This is a genomic window from Streptomyces sp. LZ34 (assembly GCF_053890475.1).
Genome location: NZ_CM132680.1, coordinates 5,434,805 through 5,456,356 on the forward strand (window position 1 = coordinate 5,434,805; position 21,552 = coordinate 5,456,356).

Sequence of the window (21,552 nt, forward strand, 5' to 3'; positions counted from 1 at the left end):
TCACCGGTCTGAGCTGTCATCGCCGTCATCGCTCTCCGATCCCTCCTCGGCCCCGTCGTCCAGCTCGGCGAACAGCGCCAGGGCGTGCTCGTCGGGGAAGCGCCCGTCGCGCGCGACGTGGGCCCGCAGCTCCTCCTCGGTCAATGGATAGACGTTCCGGTACCGGTACCGGTCGTCCACGTAGTCCGGGACCCCCGGGTGGGCGACCTCGTCCAGGACGAGCTGGGCACCGGCCATCACCTCGTGGAAGGTGTGGTCGCCGACGTACGCCATGGTGCTGACCAGCCCGGCCCTGATCAGGCCGAGGTCCACGGGGAAGTTCGCGAGGTTCGACAGCCGGGCGACGAGCGTCAGGATGAAGTGGGTGCTACCCGAGGTGCCGGTCAGCACCAGACCGCCGCTCTCCTGGGAACGCTGCTGGAGTCCGGCGGACATCGGCAGCTCCTCGGACAGCCCGGCGGGCATCCAGAGCAGTTTCCCGTCACTGGCCCTGACCGCGATCAGCCGTTCGTCCTGGCTCAGCGGGGGCCGGACGTCCTCCGGCCGTAGCGGCGTTCGCACCACCGCCATCAGGTCCTCCACCTCTTCCGCTATGACCTCATCGTCAATGCCCAGCGCGCGGAGTTCCTCTGTCCTCTGCTTGTAGCGCGTGTACGCCTCGGTCTTCCGCCGGTCGTCGCGCTCCCCCATGACCACGGGATGCCTGCGCACCGGGCCCCCCGTGAGGTCGGGAAGGAGCCCGTTGGCCGCCCCGGCGAAGAGGAAGTCCGCCCTCTCGCGCAGATTCCCCGATTCCACGACTCTCTGGAGGCTTTCGAAGGACGTCCCCACCGCGCCGTTCTCCGACGGCAGTTCGCTGCCGAACTTCCGGTAGTCCATCCCGTTGTGCAGGACAAGGGCCCAGAACGCCTCCACCACCCTCGCGAACTCCGCGTTGACCCGCTCGTCGGCCGCCAGGTACGTGGCCAGCCGCTCCTCGTAGTCGAGGGCCTCCTCGGCGTAGCGGATACGCGCCATGTCCCAGGGCGACGCGGGGGGTGCCCCGGACAGCGCGGACTCCTCGGGCTCGGAAGGCACCCCGTCGTCCAGGAACGACGCGGGGTCCTCCGGCTTCTCACCCGGCGGTGTGGCGGAGGAGGAGGCGGCAGCGAGCCCTGACGGAGCTGCCGAGCCCAGAGCCGTCGGTCTGGTCGTCGTGGCCGTGGTGGGCGGAGCCGCCGTGGGGGCAGCAGGCCCGGGGGGCCCGGAGCGCGGGTACGGCCGTGGGATGGGGCGCGGGGCGTTGGGGACAGGCGGCTGCGGGGCCTCCACCTCCGCCTTCTGCCAGACGGCGTCGGAGGCGGCGAGCACGGTGAGCACCGACCGGTTCTGATCATCCTTGCCGGACAGGTCCGTCGGGGTGTCGGTCCAACCCACTTCACGGCCCAGACGCTGCGCCAGCCGCCTGGCCACCTCGCCGATGCCGGGAGCCGGCCAGGCGTGCGACAAGACGATGAGGGTGTCCTCTTCCTTGCCGGTCAGGGTGAGGTCGTTCGCCATCAGCTCCAGGAACTCACGGACCGGCATCTGGAGCACAGCGTCGCCGATGATCAGCAGGATGCTGTCCGGATCCAGCTCGTCCAGTTCGATCCGCACCAGGTAGGGGGCCGGCTCGGTCGCCTGCTGGTTCGGGCCCTGGTGCCGCCACGGCGCGTTCTTCAGACCGCCGGGCGCAAGGATCTGCGCCAGGTTCACCGTCCCTGACCGCGGCTGCCCCGTGAAGTCACGAGCGCTCCCCCGGGCCCCGTCCTGGACCGTGTCCAAGCCGGTGCCCGTGAACGCCCCGTACTCCTCCTCCAGGGCGTATGCGGCCGCCACGTCCGGGTCGGACGCGTCCCGCCCCACCGCGAACGCCTGGGTGAGCCTGACCCGCAGGCGCTCGCGATGGTGCGGCTCAACGTCGTGGTCCGGGCCCAGGTGGAGCACCCGCACGGCCAGCTTGTCCACTTTATCCATGTCCATGCCGGGTGCGCTCAGCAGATCCATGGTCTTCACCCACGCCCAGAACATCCGCGACCGCTCCACCTCGCCCAACTGCTGATCCGGGCCGGACAGCTTCAGGGCGTCGACGGCCTCGGACTGCGCACCACCCCCGTTCAGCCACCCCGCGGCCAGCCGCACCACCGGCAGGTCCACGAAGTCCCGGAACGGCACCCCCGCCTTCCCCGCCGTCGCCGCCGCGGCCAGCACCCGGCGAACGACGTCCTGATCCACCATGACCCCGGGCCCGGCATGTGCCACGATCACCTGCCGCAGCAGATCCAGCATCAGCGGACCCGCCTGCTTGAAGTCGTCGTCGGCCAGCCACATCGACTCCACCGCCGCCACCCCCCGCAACAGCTCCCCGAAGTCGGCACGGTCCTGCGCATAGACCCCGAACATCGACTTCAGCGCCCGCAACCCATACAGCGTCCGCTCCAGCACCTCCGCCGGGACCGCATCAGGCCCCGAGTGCAACTCGGCCACCCGCGCCAGCCGCTCCAACTCCGCACCCTCCGGCTCCAGCCGCAGCAGATCCCACTCCCGAGTCCGCCCCTGGGGATCGGCGAACAGGGCCCGCACGTACTTGCCGTTCTCCTTCCCAAACCCCTGCGGGCCGTAGGAGACACGCGCCCAGCACCGCGCCCCGTTCACGATGCGCTGCCCCACAGACACCACCCGCAACGGATCGGCCACGAACACCCCGGGAGCGAAGTAGCCCCTCGCGGCGGGGCCCGGCCTGTTGCTGTCCTTGGGGGACCCGATCCAGCAGCAGGAGATGTCCAGCCAGCGGTCCTTGGGCAGCCGGGACATCAGCCACGTCACCCACGCCACCGCCTCACCCTCGTCGATGAAGCGTTCGACCACGCCGCTCCCGCTCCACACCGTCAGCACCATGTAGCCCGGCACGCCATGCAGGGTGATGCGGTACGCGTCGGCCTCCGGGAACGGACTGCCCTCCGGACCCGGACGCGGCAGCTCCAACTCCGGCCCCAGATCGCCCAAGACGAAGTGGTAGTCGAAGTACGTCGTCATCTGGTCGCTGTGGCGGCCCGGCTTCTCGAAGTCCTCCGCGTACTCGGCGGGGTCGAACGAGGCGACGCCGATCCGCTCTCCGCTCGCCTCGCTGACCGTCGGCAACATCACCACGTCGGGGTACCAGTCGGGCTCGCTGCCATCGAGAACCGGCCCCTGGCCCGGCCGGAGCGGGAACCAGTCGCCCGTGGGAACCCCCGGCCGCCCGGCAACCGTGTCGATACCGCCCGTCCCGTCGCCCCGCGGGGTGACCTTCGCCTCACCGCTGTGCGGCCACACCACCAGACCCGTACGGTCCGCAAGCCTCTGCAACAGCGCACTGTGACGGCCCAGGAAGGGAACGGCCACCACGATCGGGGTGCCCGGCGGCAGACCCGCCCGCGCCACGTCCGCCGCCACCAGCTCCACGAACTCCTCGATGTCCACGTCCAGCGTCGAACCGTCCGGAAGGCGCACCACCACCTTCTTCTTGTCCTCGCGCCAGTCGGCCCCGACGACGTACGGCCACTTCCCCTTCGGCCACGGCGTCTCCCGCATGGGGCGGCCGGTGGGGGCCAGGGAACCGTCAGGCTGCGGCGTCTGGACCTCGCTCCAGTCCGTGTCCAGCTCCAAGGCGTCCAGCCCCAGCCAGTTCACACCCGGAACCCGGCGCCCCCACAGCGTGAAGTGGCCGCTCTTGGCCGACCCGGTCACCCCCAGCCTCTCCAGATGGAACGCCCCCAGCTCCGCCAGACTCCCCGCACGACCATCCGCCTCGGCATCCCGCACCAGCCCGAACCATTCCGCACGCACCGTCTGGTCCACCGGCGCGCCCTTCGGCAGACGCAGCACATGACGGGCCAGCACGTCCACGTCGAACGGACCGCTCCGGAACCGCCGGTCCCGCCCGTGCAGAGCCTCCAACAGCCGCTCTGCCGCCACCTCGTCCGGGGACTGCGACGCGGCGGCCGTCTCCGGGGCGAGCATCATGGGGATCTCCGCCGCCTCCGGGGCAAGTGCGATGGGGATCTCCGCCGTCTCCGAGGCAAGCACGATGGGGACCTCCACCGCCTCCGAGGCAAGCACGATGGGGATCTCCGCCGTCTCCGAGGCAAGCGGGGCGGGGGACGCGGGTGCCCGCGGGGCGACCGGCGCGACGAACACCCGCGAATCGGAGTCGGAGTCCCCCAGACCGGGCATCGCCTGCCCCGACGACGCCCGCTCCACCGGCGGGTCGGCCGCGCCCGCACGGCCCGCCACCCCGGTGGGGCCACTGTGGAGCGCCGCCATCCCCTCCGCGTCCGCCACGGCCGGAGCCGCATAGGGCACAGTCGTCGTAGTCGTTGCCGTCGTCGTAGCCGTGGTCGTCGCGGGCGGGGCCGTCGTAGGAGCGGGAGGCCCGGGGGGCGCGCCGAGCGGGAGCGGGAGCGGCCGTGGGACCGGGAGCGGGGCGTGCTGGACGCGCGGCGGGGGCTCCACCGCCGCCTTCTGCCAGACGGCGCCGGAGGCCGCTCCGGCGGCCACGGTGAGCACCGGATTGCCCTGGGCGTCCTTGCCGGACAGGTCCGTCGGGGCGTCGATCCACCACACGGGACAGCCCAGCCGCTGCGCCAGCATCCACGCCACCTCGTCGGCGGCGGTACCCAGCCCGACGTGCGAAAAGACGACCTCGGTGCCCCTTTCCTTGGCTGTCAGGGTGGGGTCGCTCGCCACCACCTCCAGGAACTCACTGATCGGCCCCCGGAAGTCCCTGCCTCCGATGGCCACCAGGATGGTGTCCGGGTCCTGTGGATCCAGTTCGGCGCGCAGCAGGTGGGGGACCTTCGCGGCCGCCTGCTGGTTCGGATTCCGGTTCCGCCATGGCGCGTCCACCAGACCGCCTGACGTAATGACCTGCGCCAGGTTCACCCTCGACTGCGGGCGCGGCTCCCCCGTGAAGTCACGACCGCTCCCCTTGGCCCCGTCCAGGACCGTGTCCATGCCGGTGGCGGCGTCATCGAACGCCCCGTGCACCTCCAGGTTGAACGTGGCCGCCACGTCCGTGTCGAACGCGTCCCGCCCCACGGCGAACGCGTGGGTGAGCGTGGCCCGCAGCTTGTTGAGGTTCGACTCGTCCACGTCGAAGGCCGGGTCCATGTGGAGCACCTGCTGGGCGAGGTCGTCCAGCTCCATCTCGGTTGTGCTCAGCAGTTCCATGGTCTTGACCCGCGCCCAGAGCATCCGCGACCGCTCCGCCTCAACCATCGGACGGGGGCGGGACAGCTTCAGGACGGTGACGGCCTCGGCCTTCGCTTCATCCCCGTCCAGCCACTCGGCGGCCTCCCGCACCACCGGCAGGTCCACGAACTCCCGCAACGGCAGCTCCACGCGCTCCCCCTGCGGGCCGCGGGGCCGTGTCTCCCACGCCGTCGCCGCCGCGGCCAACACCCGGCGAGCGACGTCCTGGTCCACCCCGGACGCGGCCTCCGGACGAGCCGCGATCACCTGCCGCAGCAGATCCAGCATCAGCGGACCCGCCCGCCGGAAGTCCGGGTCGGCCAGCCACATCGAATCCACCGCCGCCACCCCGCGCAGCAGGTCCCCGAAATCGGCGCGGTCCTCCACATGGACCCCGAACATCAACTTCAGCGCCCGCAACGCAATCAGCGTCCGCTCCCGCACCGCCGCCGGCTCCGCGCCGGCCCCCGAGTGCAGCCCGGCCACCACCGCGAGCCGGTCCAGCTCCGCGCCCTCCGGCTCCGGCCGGCCCGGGGCGAACTCCCGCAGCCGCCCCTGGGGATCGACGAACAGGGACCGCACGTACTTGCCGTCCACCTTTCCCAGCCCCTGCGGGCCGTAGGAGACACGCGCCCAGCGTCGCGTCGCGTTCATGATGCGCTGCGCCAGAGAGACCTGCCGCAGCGGATCGGCCACGAACACCTCGGGGGCGAAGGTGCCCCTGTGGGCGGGACCCCTGCTGTTGCTGTCCTTGGGCGACCCGATCCAGCAGCAGGAGATGTCCAGCCAGCGGTCCTTGGGCAGCCGGGACACCAGCCACGTCACCCACGCCACCGCCTCATCCTCGCCGAGGAAGCGCTCGACCACGCCGTTCCCGTCCCACAGCGTCAGAACCACGTAGCCCGGCAAGCCATGCAGGGTGATGCGGTACGCGTCGCTCTCGGGGAACGGACTGCCCTCGGGACCCGGACGCGGCAGCTCCTGCTCCAGGGCATGGGCGTTCAAGGCGCTGTGGTAGTGGGTGAACGTCGTTATCCGGTCCGCTTGGCGGCTCGGCTCCTCGAAGTCCCTCGCGTACTCGCCGGGCTCGAACGAGGCGTAACCGACCTGTTCTTCGATCGCCTCGCTGACGACCGGCCACATCACCACGTCGTGGTACCAGCCGGGCACGCTGTCATCGAGAACGGGCCCCTGACCCGGCCGGAGCGGAACCCAGTCGCCCGTGGGGACTCCCGGCCGTCCAGTGACCGTGTCGATGCCGACCTTGCCGATATCGCCCTTCTCGTCAGGCCGCGGGCTGACCTTCACCTCACCGCTGTGCGCCCGCACCACCAGGCCAGTGCGGTCCGCGAGCTTCTGCAACAGCGCACTATGGCGGCCCAGGAAGGGAATGGCCAGCACAATCGGGGTGCCCGGCGGCAGACCCGCCCGCGCGATGTCCGCCGCCACCAGCTCGATGAACTCCTCGACGTCCACATCCACCGTCGAACCGTCCGGCAGCCGCACCACCACCTTCCCGTCCCGCCAGTCGGCCCCGACGACATACGGCCGCGTCCCCTTCGGCCACGGCGTCTGCCGCCCGGGGCCGCCGCCGAGGGCCAGGGAACCATCCGCCTGCGGCGTAAGGACATCGCTCCAGTCCGTGTCCAGCTCCAGGCCATCCATGGCCCCCATGACGTCCGGTCCCAGCCAGTTGATACCCGGCACCCGGTGTCCATCCACCGTGAAGTAGCCGCGCTGGGCCGGTCCGGTCGCCCCCAGCCTCTCGAGGTGGAACGCGCGCAGCGCCGCCAGGCTCCCCGCCCGCCCGGCCGCCTCGGCCTCCACCACCAGCCCGAGCAGCCCCGCACGCACCGACAGGTCCACCGGCGCACCCTCCGGCAGGTGCAGCACCCGACGAGCCACCACATCCACATCGAACGGATCGCCCCGCAGCGCCCGGTCCCGCTTGTGCAGAGCCTCCAGCCGCTCCGCCGCCGCCGCGTCCGGAGAGAGGGCGAACCCGACCGTCGCCTGCCGCCCCAGCACCTCACGCGGCACACCGGCAAGCGCGACCATCTCGTCCGAGGGTTCCCCCGGAGCCCACTGCACGTAGAACGGGAAGTCCTCCGCGGCCAGCCGCTCCTCCCCCTCGGACAACACCTGAAGGATGTCCAGCACCTGCTTCAGATGGCCCATGAACACCGCGTACACAGCCCGCGCCCGCCACTCGCCACCACCAGCGACATCGGCACCGTACCCGGTGATGACAATCCGCGGCAGCGCCGCGCCCACCTCCCGGTTCCGCATACCGGCAGACGCCACCTTCAGCGCCAGCGCCCTGATGGCCCGCTGCCCGTTCGCGGACGGGCCCGTCCAGTCCGGCGCCAAATCCACCACGCTCAACGGCGGCAACTCGGGAGGCAACACGGCCGCCTGCGGAGCGAGCGGGGCGGGCGCCTGCGGGGCGAGCGCGGCGGGAGGCGCAGGTAGCGCGGTCGGCTGTGGAGCGAGCGAGACGGGCGGCTCGGACGTCTGCGGGGCGACCGGCGCGACGAACACCCGCGCAGCGGAGTCCCCCGACGCGGATGTAGACGGCACCGACAGCGCCCGCACCGACGCCCGCGCCCCGGCACCGTCCGCACCGGAAACCCCGGGCACACCCGGGGCCGCGGCCCCGCCGGAGCCCTCGGCCGCCTCCAGGGCGGCACCCGCCCGGCCCGCCACCGAGGGCTCCGGAGCCTGCTCCCACGCCCGCTCAGCGACATACCGCGGCGTCAGATCGAGGCGGGACAGCTCCAGCTCCACCCCGACCTCACCCGCGGCCGACACCAGAGCCAACGGCAGCACCTGCCACCACACCAGCGGGGCCTGCCCGGACTCGGAGACGTGCGCGTTGACCAGATCCATGTACGGGTTGACCACATCCAGCAGACCACTCCAGGTCAGCGGGGAAGCATCCCCCCGGCCCGCCCGCCACTCATCCAACGCCCGGAAACCACGCAGCAGAGCCTCGAACGCCGCCTCGTCATCCTCCAGCAGCGGCCCGTACACCAGCCGGACCGCCCGCCACCACCGCGCCACATGCCCAGCCCGCCTCCGATCACCCGCCACTCGCTCAGCCCATACAGCCAGCTGAACCGACGACGGCTCCGGACGGAACCCCGCCAGCGAGTCACCCTCCTCCAGCCGAAGCCACGTGACCTGCTTCTGCCCACCGTGCCCGTCCGCCTCCCTACGCGTGGCGAACCCGGGCTCCCCACCCAGAGCAGAGGTCCACAACCACCGGTCAAAGCGGTTGGACAGCACCTGACCCGCCACCGGCCACTGAAGCGGATCACGACCACGCGCATACGGACCCGCCACATCCGCGCCCGCCCACCACACAGCCGTATCCCACGACGCCGCCGTCAACGCCGGCACACGCGCGAAGAGATAGTCCACCACCCGTTCGTAGACGAACGACACAATCGACCCACCCTGGACCGGCAACCGTGCCACGGTCCCGTCCCCGTCCACACCGACCAGGAACACCTTGCCGAACGGCGCCTTCTTCCGCGGGCCCTCCGCCACCACCGCCGATGCCCGGCCCCATCTGCCCTCCGGCGGCGCCCACCGCACCTCCGTATAGTGCTCCACCTCTGGCAGCAGACCGTAGGACTGCTGGCGCCCCCTCCACGGTCCGGCTCCGCGCAGCGACACCCCCACCTGCACACCCGACGCATTCAGGTGCTGCACCTGCGACACCTGATCCACCGGAACCCCGGTACCATCCAGCGCCTCGATCTCCGCAGGCCACTCGATCACGGCCGGTGCCGGCGACTCACGCAGGACCCTCAACGCCTCCCGCGCGCCCTGGACCGCCTCCTCGACACGCGCACGCTCACCAGCAGGCACGGCCCCGGCCGCCAGAAGCCCGGACACCTTCTCCACCGTCGCGGCCGCCAGCCGATACGCCGGACTGTCCGCGGACAACCGGACATGCCCCAGGGCATAACGGCCCAGCGCGTCGGCCGCGGTCATCCCGTCCAGCTCGCCCAGAATGCGCAGATTCGGGCCGTCCGCCCGCGGGATGCCCTCGTCGAGCAAGGTCAGGAACGGGGCGAATCCCCGGACCACCGGGTCGCCCAGAATCCGCTCCACCGACCGGCTCAGCACGTCGGGAGGCAGCGGAACCGAGGCCGCCACCGCCCGCTCGTACATCGCCCTGCCGAATTCCGCCAACTCGGCCTCGGCCTGCTCGATCTGCTCCTCGGTCACCCACCGGTGGTCGAACCCGTACGCCCGAAACTCGTCCACCATCAGCGCGACCAGCAGCCGGCCGCCACTGGTGTCCAGGGCCCGGAACTCGTCCATGCCGACCGACTCGTACGTGCCGATCCGCCTCCCCTGGGACGTACGCCCCGTCAACGCGGCAGTCAGATGCTCACGCGCGGACGGAACATCACCGACTTCGGGATCGCGGACCTCGACGTCGAAGAACCCCTCCGGAACAGCCCCCCCGCCCGGCTTGAAGAGCCGGAAATGGCGCTCCATTTCGACCTTCAGCATGTCGTGGGTGATCGCGCTGAGCCCGTCATGACGCTCATCAAGGAAGCCCCTCGTGCCAGGCCGCAGAGCCCGCCTGTCACTGTCGAACGCGTGCCGCGACGCCACCGTCAGCCAGTTCTTGAGCAGTTGCGGGTACGTGACGTTGAGCGGCCTGGCGGCGACGTGGGTGAACGCCCGCCACGCGTACCCCCAGGCCTCGTCCACATCCGGAATGGCCGACAAGAACGCGACCAGCTCCACCGGCACCTCACCACGGCCAGTGATCCTGCTCGCCAGCTCCCCGGCGACCCGCCGCCCGAAGTCCCGCCCCGCCCAGGCCAGATGCCGCAGTTCCCTGGGCCACATCCGATCGATGGAGTGGTGCCAGAGCATCGTGCGGCCCACCGCGGCGGTACCCAGGGAGAACTGCCCGTAGGAGCGGCCGTTGTGGCCCACGGCGAGGGGAAAGACCGTGGTCACCTGGCCGACCTCGGTGATCTCCCACCCCGGCAGATCACCCAGAAGCTCCCTCAGCGGTATCGGCCGCCCGCCCCGCCCGGCCACGCCCGTCCGCGCCAGCCGGTCACGCACCAGCCCCCGCCGGGCCCTCGCCTCCTCCAGCGACTGCCACCGCTCACCCGGAACCAAGGCCGCCGGATCAACGACGACCTCCGGGATGTAGATAACGACCCGTTCGCTCCCTGGGGGCGCTTGGGACGCATTATCAAAAGGCATCGGGGAGTCGGGGTGGCGCCATTGGAAGATTTTGTCGACGACGATCTTGACCCCAGGGCCTTGCGCCAGCATCACCTTCATGAAATCGGGCTCGTCCGGGGGCTCCGGAATGCGGATGCCGAGCCTCCGCAGAACGTCATCAGGGAGGGGACCGATATCGAGCGGATACCGGTACTCGATCTCGGGGCCGAAGGCCCCGTACTCATCACGCACCGCCCCGTCCAGCAACGCCTGTGCCACCGACGACGACTCCACGAACGGCTCCAGCGCGTCCGCCACCACCCGCCCGGACGGACCCACCACCACCGCTTGCGCGTCAAACAACAGCGCCACATCCGGCGGATCCGTCGACACCCGGCGCCCCTTGCGCTTCGACGCGTCCACCCACACCACACCATCCGCCGTGTGATACGCCGCGAACGCATGCCCCAACCCGCCCTCCGGCCGCCGCCCCCGCTCCAACGACACCGACCCCGGCCGCCGCGCCAACACCAACGCCACCGAACCCGGCCCCGCGAGCCGCGCTTTCTCCAGCGCATCCGCCACCGCACCCCACGACCCCACCCGACCCCACCCAGGACCCACCACCAGACGAGACGCCGCGTCACCCCGATCCAGCACCGACTCATCCACCACACCCCCCGCCCGCACACCCGACGCAAGCAACCCGCCCGGATGCAACTCATCCCGCAACGCATCCAACAGCTCCAGACACCGCCGCTCCGACACACCACCCGACGGCACCGACACCGCCACACCATCCACCAGGCCCTCCAACTCCCCACGGCCCAGCACCCGGGGAGCGGGGGCCGGGGCGAGGGCCGGGCCGCCGTGGAGCGTCGCCGTCCCGTCCTCGTCCGCCCCGTACGGAGCCCCCACGGCCACAGCCGCCGAGGGCAGAGCCGAGGTCGTCGCGGGAGTGGCAGACCCGGGGGGCGCGCCGAGCGAGAGCGGGAGCGGCCGAGGGACCGGGCGCGGGGCGTCCTCGATGGGCAGCTGCGAGAGTTCCACCTCCGCCTTGTGCCAGATGGCGCGGGACGCCGCTCCGGCGGGCACGGTGAGCACCCGATTGCCCTGGTCGTCCTCGCCGGACAGGTCCGTCGGGGCCTCGGTCCACCACACCGGACGGCCCAGCCGCTGCGCCAGCCGCTGCGCCACCTCGCCGACGTCGACACTCAGCCCGGCGTGCGAGAAGACGACCTCGGTGCCCACTCCCTTGGCTGTCAGGTCGGGGTCGTTCGCCATCACCTCCGGGAACTCATCGACCGGCACTCGAAACTCGGTGTTTTCTATGGTCAGCACGATGATGTCCGGATTTTGCGGGTCCAGATCGGCCCGCACCAGGTGGGGGACCTTCACGGCCGCTTGCTGTTCCGGGTTCGGGGCCGGGTTCGGGGCCGGGGCCGGGGCCGGGTTCCGCCACGGCGCGTCCACCAGACCGCCGACGTCGCGAACCTGCGCCAGGCTCACCGCCGACTGTGGCCTCGGCTCCCCCGAGAAGTCACGAGCACTCCCCCGGGCCCCGTCCAGGACCGTGTCCATACCGGTGTTCTTGAACGCCCCGTACACCTCCAGGTCGAACGCGGCCGCCACATCCGTGTCGGACGCGTCCCGCCCCACCGCGAACGCCCAGGTGAGTGTGGACCGCATGTCGTTGCGCTCCGACTCGTCCACATCGAAGTCCGGTTCCAGATGGAGCACCCGCTGGGCGAGGTCGTCCGCGTCCACCTCGTCGAGTGGGCTCAGCAGGTCCATCGTCTTCACCCGCGCCCAGAACATCCGCGACCGCTCCGCCTCGGTCCACCGACCGGACAGGTTCAGGGCGGTGGCGGCCTCGTTCTCCGCGTCAGGCCCGTCCAGCCACTCGGCGGCCTCCCGCACCACCGGCAGGTCCACGAACTCCCGCAACGGCAGCCCCGGACGCTCCCCCCGCGGGCCGACGGGCCGCGTCTCCCACGTCGACGCCGCCGCGGCCAGCACCCGCCGGGCGACGTCCTGGTCCACTCCGGACACGGCCTCCGGACGCGCCGCGAACACCCGCGACAGCAGATCCAGCGTCAGCGGACCCGCCTGCCGGAAGTCGTCGTCGGCCCGCCACATCGAGTCCACCGCCGCCACACCGCGCAGCAGCTCCCCGAAGTCCGCACGGTCCTCCGCATGGACCCCGAACATCGACTTCAGCGCCCGCAACGCATCCAGCGTCCGCTCCAGCACCGCATCCGGCACCGGGCCATTCCCCGAGTGCAGCCCGGCCACCACCGCAAGCCGCTCCAGGTCCGCACCCTCCGGCTCCGGCCGCCCCAGCTCCCACCCCCGGGCCCGCCCCTGGGAATCGGTGAACAGGCCCCTCGCGTATGTGCCGTTCGCCTTCAGCTTCGCTATGCCCTGCTCGCCGTAGGAGGAACGTGCCCAGAACCGCGTCGCGTTCACGATGCGCTGCGTCAGAGAGATCTCCCGCAGCGGATTGGCCACGAACACCGCGGGAGAGAAGTCGTTCCTGCGGGCGGGACCTGGTCTGTTGCTGTCCTCGGGGGAGGCGATCCAGCAGCAGAGGAGGTCAAGCCAGCGGTCCCTGGGCAGCCGGGACACCAGCCACTTCACCCACGCCACCGCCTCGTCCTCGCTGACGAGGCGGGTGACCGTCCTGTTCCCGTCCCGCATCGCCAGGAGTACGTAGCCCGGCAAGCCATGCATGCCGATGCGGTGCGCGTGGCTCTCGGGGAACGGACTGCCCTCGGGACCCGGACGCGGCAGCACCTGCTCCATCGACTGGGCCTTCGAGGAGCGGTAGAAGTTGACAAACGCCGTTGTCTGGTCGCTGTGGCGCTCCCCCTCCTCGAAGTTCCGCGCGTACTCGGCGGGGGTGAACGAGGAGTGGCCGATCTGCTCACCCTTCGCCTCACTGACGATCGGCCACAGCACCACGTTGTGGTACCAGTCGGGCACACTCTCATCCAGAACCGGCCCCTGACCCGGCCTGATCGGAACCCAGGCACCCACGGGGACCCCCGGCCGCCCGGTGACCGTGTCGATACCGGCCTTCCCGTCGACCCGCACGCTGAACGAGACCTCACCGCTGTGCGCCCGCACCACCAGGCCGGTACGGTCCGCGAGCTTCTGCAACAGCTCGACGTGGCGGCCCAGGAAGGAAACGGCCAGCACCAGCTCGGTGCCCGGCGCCAGACCCGCCCGCGCCACATCCGCCGCCACCAGCTCGATGAACTCCTCGACATCCACACCCACCCTCAAACCGTTCGACAGCCGCACCACCACCTCCCCGGCATGCCAGTCGCCCCCGACGACGTACGGCCTCGTCCCCTTCGGCCACGGCGTCTCCCGCCTGGAACCGCCGACGACGGTCAGGGAACCGTCCGCCTGCGGCGCGAGGACATCGCTCCAGTCCGTGTCCAGCTCCAGGCCGTCCATCGGCCCCATGACTTCCGGGCCCAGCCAGTTGACACCCGGGACCCGGTCTCCCCCCACCGTGAAGTAACTGCTCTGCGCCGGCCCGACCGCCCCCAGCCAGTCGAGATAGAACGCACTCAGCGCCGCCAGACTGCCCGCACGCCCCGCCGCCTCCGCAGCCGTCACCAGACCGAACAACGACGCACGCACCGCCTGATCCACCGGCGCACCCGCCCGCAGATGCAACACCCGACGCGCCAGCACATCCACGTCGAACAGCTCGTTCCGCAGCCTCCGGTCCCGCCTCTGCAGAGCCTCCAACCGCTCCATCGCGGCCGCGTCCGGGGAAAGGGTGAAGCCGACCGTCGCCTGCCGCTCCAGCACCCCACGCTCCACACCGACAAGCGCCACCACCTCATCGGAAGGCCCGCCCGGAGCCCACCGCACGGAGATCGGGAAGTCCGCCGCGGCCAGCCGCGCCACCCCCTCGACCGGGGTCCCCTGGAGAACGCCCAGCACCTGGTCCAGCTCGCGGGTGAACTCCGCGTACACGGCCCGCGCGCGCCACTCACCACCATCAGCGACATCCGCGCCGTACCCGGTGATGTCAGCCCGCGGCAGCGCGGCACCCGCCTGCCAGTTCCGCAGACCAGCAGCCGCCACCTGGAACACCGGCATGCTGAGGGCCAACTGCCCGTGCCCGGACAGGCCCGTCCCGTCCGGCGCCAACTCCACCACACTCAGCGGCGGCAGCTCGGCGGACGGCACGGACCTCTGCGGAGCGAGCGAGGCAGACGGCGCGAGAGGCGCGGCCGCCGGCGGGGCGTACGAGGCGGGCGGCTCGGACGCCTGCGGGGCGTACGGCGCGACGAACACCCGCGCAGCGGAGTCGGAGTCCCCGGACACGGGCGTGGACGGCACCGACAACTCCCGCACCGACCCCCGCGACCCGGCACCGTCCGCGCCCGAAGCCCACGGCACGCCCGGGGCCGCGACCTCACCGGCCTCGCCGGTCCCGCGGGCCTCACCGGCCGCGCCGGTCCCGTCGGCCGGCCCGGGGGGCGCGCTCCTGGTGGGGCCGCCGTGGAGCTTCGCCGGAGCCGCCGAGGGCACGGTCGCCGCCGTCGTAGTCGTCGTAGCCGCGGGCGGGGCCGCCGCGGGAGCGGGAAGCCCGGAAGACCTGGGGAGCGGCCGCGGGACCGGGCGCGGGGCGTTCTGGGTGCCCGGCGGCGGGGGCTCCGGCAGCGCCTCCTGCCAGACGGCGGCGGAGGCCGCTCCGGCGGGCACGGTGAGCACCGGCGCGCCCTGGTCGTCCGTGCCGGACAGGTCCGTCCGGTCGTTGGTCCACAGCACAGGACGGCCAAGCCCCTGCGCCAGCAACCACGCCACGACGTAGATGCGGGGAGCGGTCCTGGCGTGCGACAGGACGATCTTGGTGCCCTTTCCCTTGGCTGTCAGGATGGGGTCGTTCGCCATCAGCTGCAGGAACTCAATGACCGATATCCGGAACACACGGCCGTCGATGTCCAGCTCGATGATGTACGGGTCCTGCGGGTCCTGTTCGATCCGCACCAGGTAGGGGACCGGCTCGGTCGCCTGCCGCTTCCGGTTCCGGTTCCGCCACGGCGCGTCCACCAGCCCGCCGGACGTACGGATCTGCGCGAGGTTCACCCGCGGCCACGACTCCCCCGTGAAGTCAAGGCCGTTCCCCTCGACCCCGTCCAGGACCGTGTCCCTGTCGGTGGCGATGAACGCCAAGTTCACCTCCAGGTGGTACGCGGCCGCCGCGTCCGTGTCGGACGCGTCCTGCCCCACGGCGAACGCCCGGGTGAGCAAGGTCCGCAGGTCCTCACGCTTCGACTCCCCGACGCCGACGCCCGGGGCCAGGTGGAGCACCCGTATGGCGAGATCGTCCACGTCCACACCAGGCTTGCTCAGCAGGTCCATGGTTTTCACCCACGCCCACAGCATCCGCAGCCGCTGCGCCTCACCCAACGGGCGGGGTTCGGGCAGATTCAGGACGGTGGCAGCCTCGGACCTCGCCTCATCCCCCCGCACCCACTGCGCGCCCAGCCGCACCACCGGCAGCTCCACGAAGTCCCACGGCATATCCACACGCTCGCCCCGCGGACCACGCGGCCGTGCATCCCACCACGCCGCCGCCGCGGCCAGCACCCGGCGGGCAACATCCTGATCCACCCCGGACGCCGCCTCCGGACGCGCCTCGATCACCCGCGACAGCAGATCCAGCGTCAGCGGACCCACCCGCCGGAACTCCCGGTCGGCCAGCCACATCTCGTCCACCGCCGCCACACCCCGCAGCAGCTCCCCGAAACCGGCACCGTCCTCCACATACACCCCGAACATCAACTTCAGCGCCCGCAGCGCAATCAGCGTCCGCTCCCGCACCTCCGCCGACACCAGGCCACTCCCCGAGTGCAACCGGGCCACCACCGCAAGCCGGTCCAGCTCCGCACCCTCCGGATCCGGCCGCGGCAGCTCCCAATCCCGGGCCCGCCCCTGGGCATCGGCGAACAGGGCCCGCACGTACTTGCCGTTCCTCTGCAGCTTCATCTCCGACTGCGGGCCGTAGGAGACACGCGCCCAGCGCCGCGCCTTGTTCACGATGTGCTGTCCCGGAGACAGCTCCCGCAGCGGATCGGCCACGAACACTTCGCGGTAGAAGAGGGATCCCACGTCGGGATCCGGCCTGTCGCTGTCCTTGGGGGAGGCGAGGCAGCAGCAGGCGAGGTCGATCCAGCGGTCCTTGGGCAGCCCGGACACCAGCCACGCCACCCACGCCGCTGCCTCGTCCTTGTCGAGGGAGCGGTGGTACACGCGGTCCCCGCTCCGGACCGCCACGGCCATGTAGCCCGGGATGCCATGCGCGCTGATGCGGAGCGCGTCGGCCTCGGGGAACGGACTGCCCTCGGGACCCGGACGCGGCAACTCCTGCTCCGGTGAAACGGTCTCCGAGGCGAAGCGGAAGTCGACGTACGTCGTCATCCGGTCGCTGTGGCGTTCGTTCGCCTCGAATGTCTCCGCGTACTCGGTGGGGCGAAACGAGGAGTGGCCCATCTGCTCGCCGATCGCCTCGCTGACCATCGGCCACATCACCACGTTGCGGTACCAGTCGGGCAGGCCGGCATGGAGAACCGGCCCCTGGCCGGGCCGGAGCGGGAACCAGGCACCCTTGGGAACCCCGGGCCGCCCGACGACCGTGTCGATACGGCCCTTCCCGCCGGCCAACGGACTGACCTTCACCTCACCGCTGTGCGGCCACACCACCAGACCCGTACGATCCGCCAGCTCCTGCAACAACGGCCCATACCGGCCCTGGAACGGAACAGCCACCACGATCGGGGTGCCCGGCGGCAGAACCGCCCGCGCCACATCCGCCGCCACCAGCTCCACGAACTCCTCGACATCCACCTCCAGCGTCGAACGGTCCGGCAGCCGCACCACCACCTTGCCGTCCTTGCTGCCGTCGCCCCCGACGACATACGGCCGCGTCCCCTTCGGCCACGGCGTCTCCCGCCCAGGACCACCGCCAGGAGCCGGGGAGCCGCCCGCCGGCGGAACCAGGACCTCGCTCCGGTCCGTGTCCAGATCCAGGGCGTCCGACTCCAGCCAGTTCAGGCCCGGAATCCGGTGTTCCCCCTGCGTGAAGTGACCGCTCCGGGCCGACCCGGCCGCCCCCAGCCTCTCCAGATGGAACGCCCCCAGCGCCGCCAGACTCCCCGCACGCCCATCCGCCTCCGCATCCCGCACCAACCCGAACAACTCCGCACGCACCGCCTGAACCACCGACGCGTCCTCCGGCAGACGCAGCACATGACGAGCCACCACATCCACGGCGAACGGGCTGCTCCGGAACCGCAGGTCCCGCCCGTGCAGAGCCTCCAACAACCGCTCCGCCGCCGCCTCGTCCGGGGCGGGTGGCTCGGCCGTCTCCGGGGCGGGTGACGCGGGCGCCGGCGGGGCGACCGGCGCGGCCAGCACTCGGTCGGCGGAGTCGGTGGCCTCCCCGGTGAGTGGCCGGGCGGCGGGGAGCTGTGCGACCCCCCTGACAGCCCCGTCGAGGGCCTCGAACTGCCGCGGGGAGGCCGGGGCCGGGAGGGCTGGTGTGGGCGGTGCCTCCATCAGCGGGATACGGACCGCTGTAGCACCGGTTTCCCGCTCGTCGGGCACCAGCAGCAGACCCGAGGAATCCGCGGACAGCGTGTACGGCACCGTCGGGAAAGCCTCCAGCACCTCGGCCGCGTTGGCCGCACGCCCGATCCACCCGCTGTCCCCGTACAGCAGCGCGCCACTGGGCTCATGCAGGAAATCGGCACCGAACCGCCGCCAGCCCTCCGGCTCCAGCACCCGCCCCACACCATCAGGACCACCGGGAAGCCGGACCCGGCCCGCGTCACTGACCTCGTAACCCAACGGCTCCGAACGAGAATCCGCCCGACGCTCGAAACCAAACCACTCCTCCCGGCCCTTCCCCTTGCCCGCGGACACCCCAGCAGACGCCTCGGCGGCAGGCACCTCCACCAGCGCGGCAGACCGCGGCCCCGCCACCGTCACCACACGCCCGATCGGCCAGTGCGCCGCCAGCGGATCCACACCCGCATCCGGCGAACCGCCCCGCAAGCCCCCCAGACGCGAACCCAGCCGCCGCACATCCGACCACCGTGGAAGGCCACGGCGCCCGGGGCCTCCCGGCCCACCGGCGGTACCCGCCCGGCCCGCCACCGAGGTCTCCGGGGCCTCCTCCCACGCCCGCCGGGGTTCATACCGCGGCGTCAGATCGAAGCCAAGGAGGTCCAGGTCCATCCCGACCTCGCCCGCGGACCACTCCAGGAACTGCGGCAACGCCTGAGCCAGTGGCGGGGCCGACTGCCCGGAGGAGACGAAGTGCTCGTCGGTCAGGGCCCGCAGACGGCGCCAGGTCAGCGGGGAAGCGTCACCCCGACGCGCCCGCCACTCATCCAGCGCGCGGAAACCACGCAGCACAGCGTCAAACGCCGCCCCGTCTTTCTCCAGCAACGGCCCGTACACCAGCCGGACCGCCCGCCACCACCGCTGCACATCCCCAGCCCGCCTCCGATCACCGGTCACCCGCTCAGCCGACACCGCCAACTGCACCGACGACGGCTCCCGACGGAACCCCACCAGCCGGTCGCCCTCCGCCATCTGAAGCCGCACCACCGGCACCTGCCGGGTGACACCGTCCTCGCCCACCACCTCCTCGACACCCGAGGCGAACCCGAACTCCAGCCCCAGGGCGGAAGCCCACACCCCCCGGTCAAAACCGGTGCCGTTGGCCAGCGCCTGACCGGCCGGCGGCCACTCCAGCGGATCACGACCAGCCGCATACGGGCCCGCCACATCCGCACCCGCCACCAGCACATCCGTGTCCCACGACGTCTCCGTCAACTCCGGCGCACGCGCGAAGAGATAATCGATCACCCCCTTGTAGCCGAACGCCACACCCGAAACACCCGAACCGTCCTCGGACCGCACCGGCAACCACGCCGCGGTCCCGTCCCCGTCCAAACCGAGCAGGAACAGCCTGCCGAACGGCGCCTTCTCCCACGGGCCCTCCGACACCACCACCGGCGTCTCCGCGCTGCCGTCCGGCTGCTCCCACCGGACCTCCGTGACGTGGCCCACCTCCGGCAGCAGGCCGTAGGACTCCTGCCGCCCCAGCCACACCCCGCCCCCGCGCAGCGACACCCCCACCGGCGCGCCCGAACGGTTCGAGTGCTTCACGTGCCACACCCGGGCCGCGGGAACTCTGGACCCGTCCAGCGCCACGATCTCCGCCGGCCACCCGATCGCGGGCGGCGTCGGCGCCTCGCGGAGAACCTTCAGCGCCTTCTCCGCACCCCTGACAGCCTTACTGACGTCCTCGCGCTCGCTGGCGGGCACGGTCCGGTTCGCCAGGAAAGCGGACGCCTCCCCCACCACCTCGGCCATCAGCCGATACAACGGATCGGCTGTGGGCAACGGGGTGCCCAGGGCGTAAAGACCCAGCGCCTCGGCCGATTCCTGCTCGCCCCTCACGGTCAGCAGCCGCCGCGGCGCGCCGTCCACGTGCGGCACGCCCTCGACGGCCAGCCGCAGGAACCGGGAGAAGTCCCGCACCACCCGGTTGTCCAGAATCCGTTGCACCGACCGGCGCAGCTCCTCGGGGGGCAGCGGGACCGAGGCCGCCACCGCCCGCCGGTACAACCGCTCGCCCAGGGCCGCCAGTTCGGCGTCGGTCTGCTCGATCTGCTCCTCGGTCATCGTGGGGCCGTCCAACGCCAGCGCCCGGAACTCACCCAGCAGCAGCGCGACCGACAGCCGGGCACCGTCGGTGTCCAGCGGGAACTCCGCCATGCCGAGCGTCTCGTACGAGGTGGTCTGCCACCCCTGGGACGTACGCCCCGTCAGCGCGGCGGTCACCTGCTCACGTGGGGAGGGCATGTCGCCGACCGCCATGTCGAAGAACCCGTCCGGGACGGCTTCGCCCGGCTTGTACCGCCGGAAATAACGCCTCATCACCGCCGTCAGCTCGTCGTGAACCAGCTTGCTGAGCGCGTCGTGATCCTCGTCGAGAAAACCTCGCGTGTCCGGCCGCAGTGCCCGGCGGGCGCTGTCGAGCGCATGCCGCAGCGGCAGCGGCAGCATGTTCTTGAACAGCTGCGGGGGTTTGCTCGCCGGCTGGGCGGCGGCCTGGTTGAACATCTGCCAGGCGTATCCCCAGACCTCGTCCACATCCGGGATGACCGACAGGAACGGCAGGAACCTCGCCGGTACCTCGTCGCCACCCATGATCCGGGTCACGAGTCGCCGGGCGGCCCGCTGCCCGGTCTGCCGCCCCGCCAGGAACAGATCCAGCAGGTACGGCGCCAACAGCCGCCCAAGAGCGTGGTCCTGGGCCGCCCTGAACCCGAACGCCGGGGTGCCCAGAGTGGGCTGGTGGTAGGAGCGGCCGTCATACCCCAGACCGGGAGGATCAACGATGACTCCCTGGCCGAGTTCGGTGATCTCCCACCCCGGAAGGTCTTCCAGAAGCTCCCGTAGCGGTATCGGACCGCCCCGCTCGGCCGTGCGCGCCAGCCGGTCACGGACCAGCTTCCGCTTGGCCACCGCCTCCGCCCGGGTCTGCCGTCGCTCACCCGGAATCGAGACCGCCGGATCGACAACGACCTCCGGGATATACCTGGTGACGAGTTCACTCCCCGGGGGCACTTGAGGCGCACCGATGTCATAGAGCCGCTGGGTGGCGGGGTCGCGCCAGAAGGGCGTCGTGTCGAGGGCGATCTTGATTCCGGGACCTTTGGCGAGGACCTCCCCCCGCATATCGGGCGCCTCTCCGGGGTCCTCCGGGATGAGGACGCCAAGCCTCCGCAGGAGGTCGGGGAGGAGTGGGACGGTGAGCGGATAGCGGTACTCGGTCTCGGTGCCGAGGGCCCCGTACTCATCGCGCACCGCCCCGTCCAGCACCGCGTGCGCCACCGACGACGACTCCGCGAACGGCTCCAGCGCGTCCGCCACCACCCGCCCGGACGGACCCACCACCACCGCTCGCGCGTCAAACAACAGCCCCACATCCGGCGGATCCGTCGACACCCGGTGCCCCTTGAGCTTCGACGCGTCCACCCACACCACACC

General features: G+C 71.6%; 1 protein-coding gene (running past one end of the window). It reads right to left on the reverse strand.

Features of this window, described 5'->3' with window-relative positions; all coding sequences use genetic code 11:
- Positions 1–21,552, reverse strand: the end of a protein-coding gene (locus ACWY4P_RS21780; RefSeq protein WP_456212218.1) for a lonely Cys domain-containing protein. 34,785 nt of this gene lie beyond the right edge of the window; 21,552 of the gene's 56,337 nt are visible here — the last part of the coding sequence; the start codon falls outside the window, past its right edge; its stop codon occupies positions 1–3.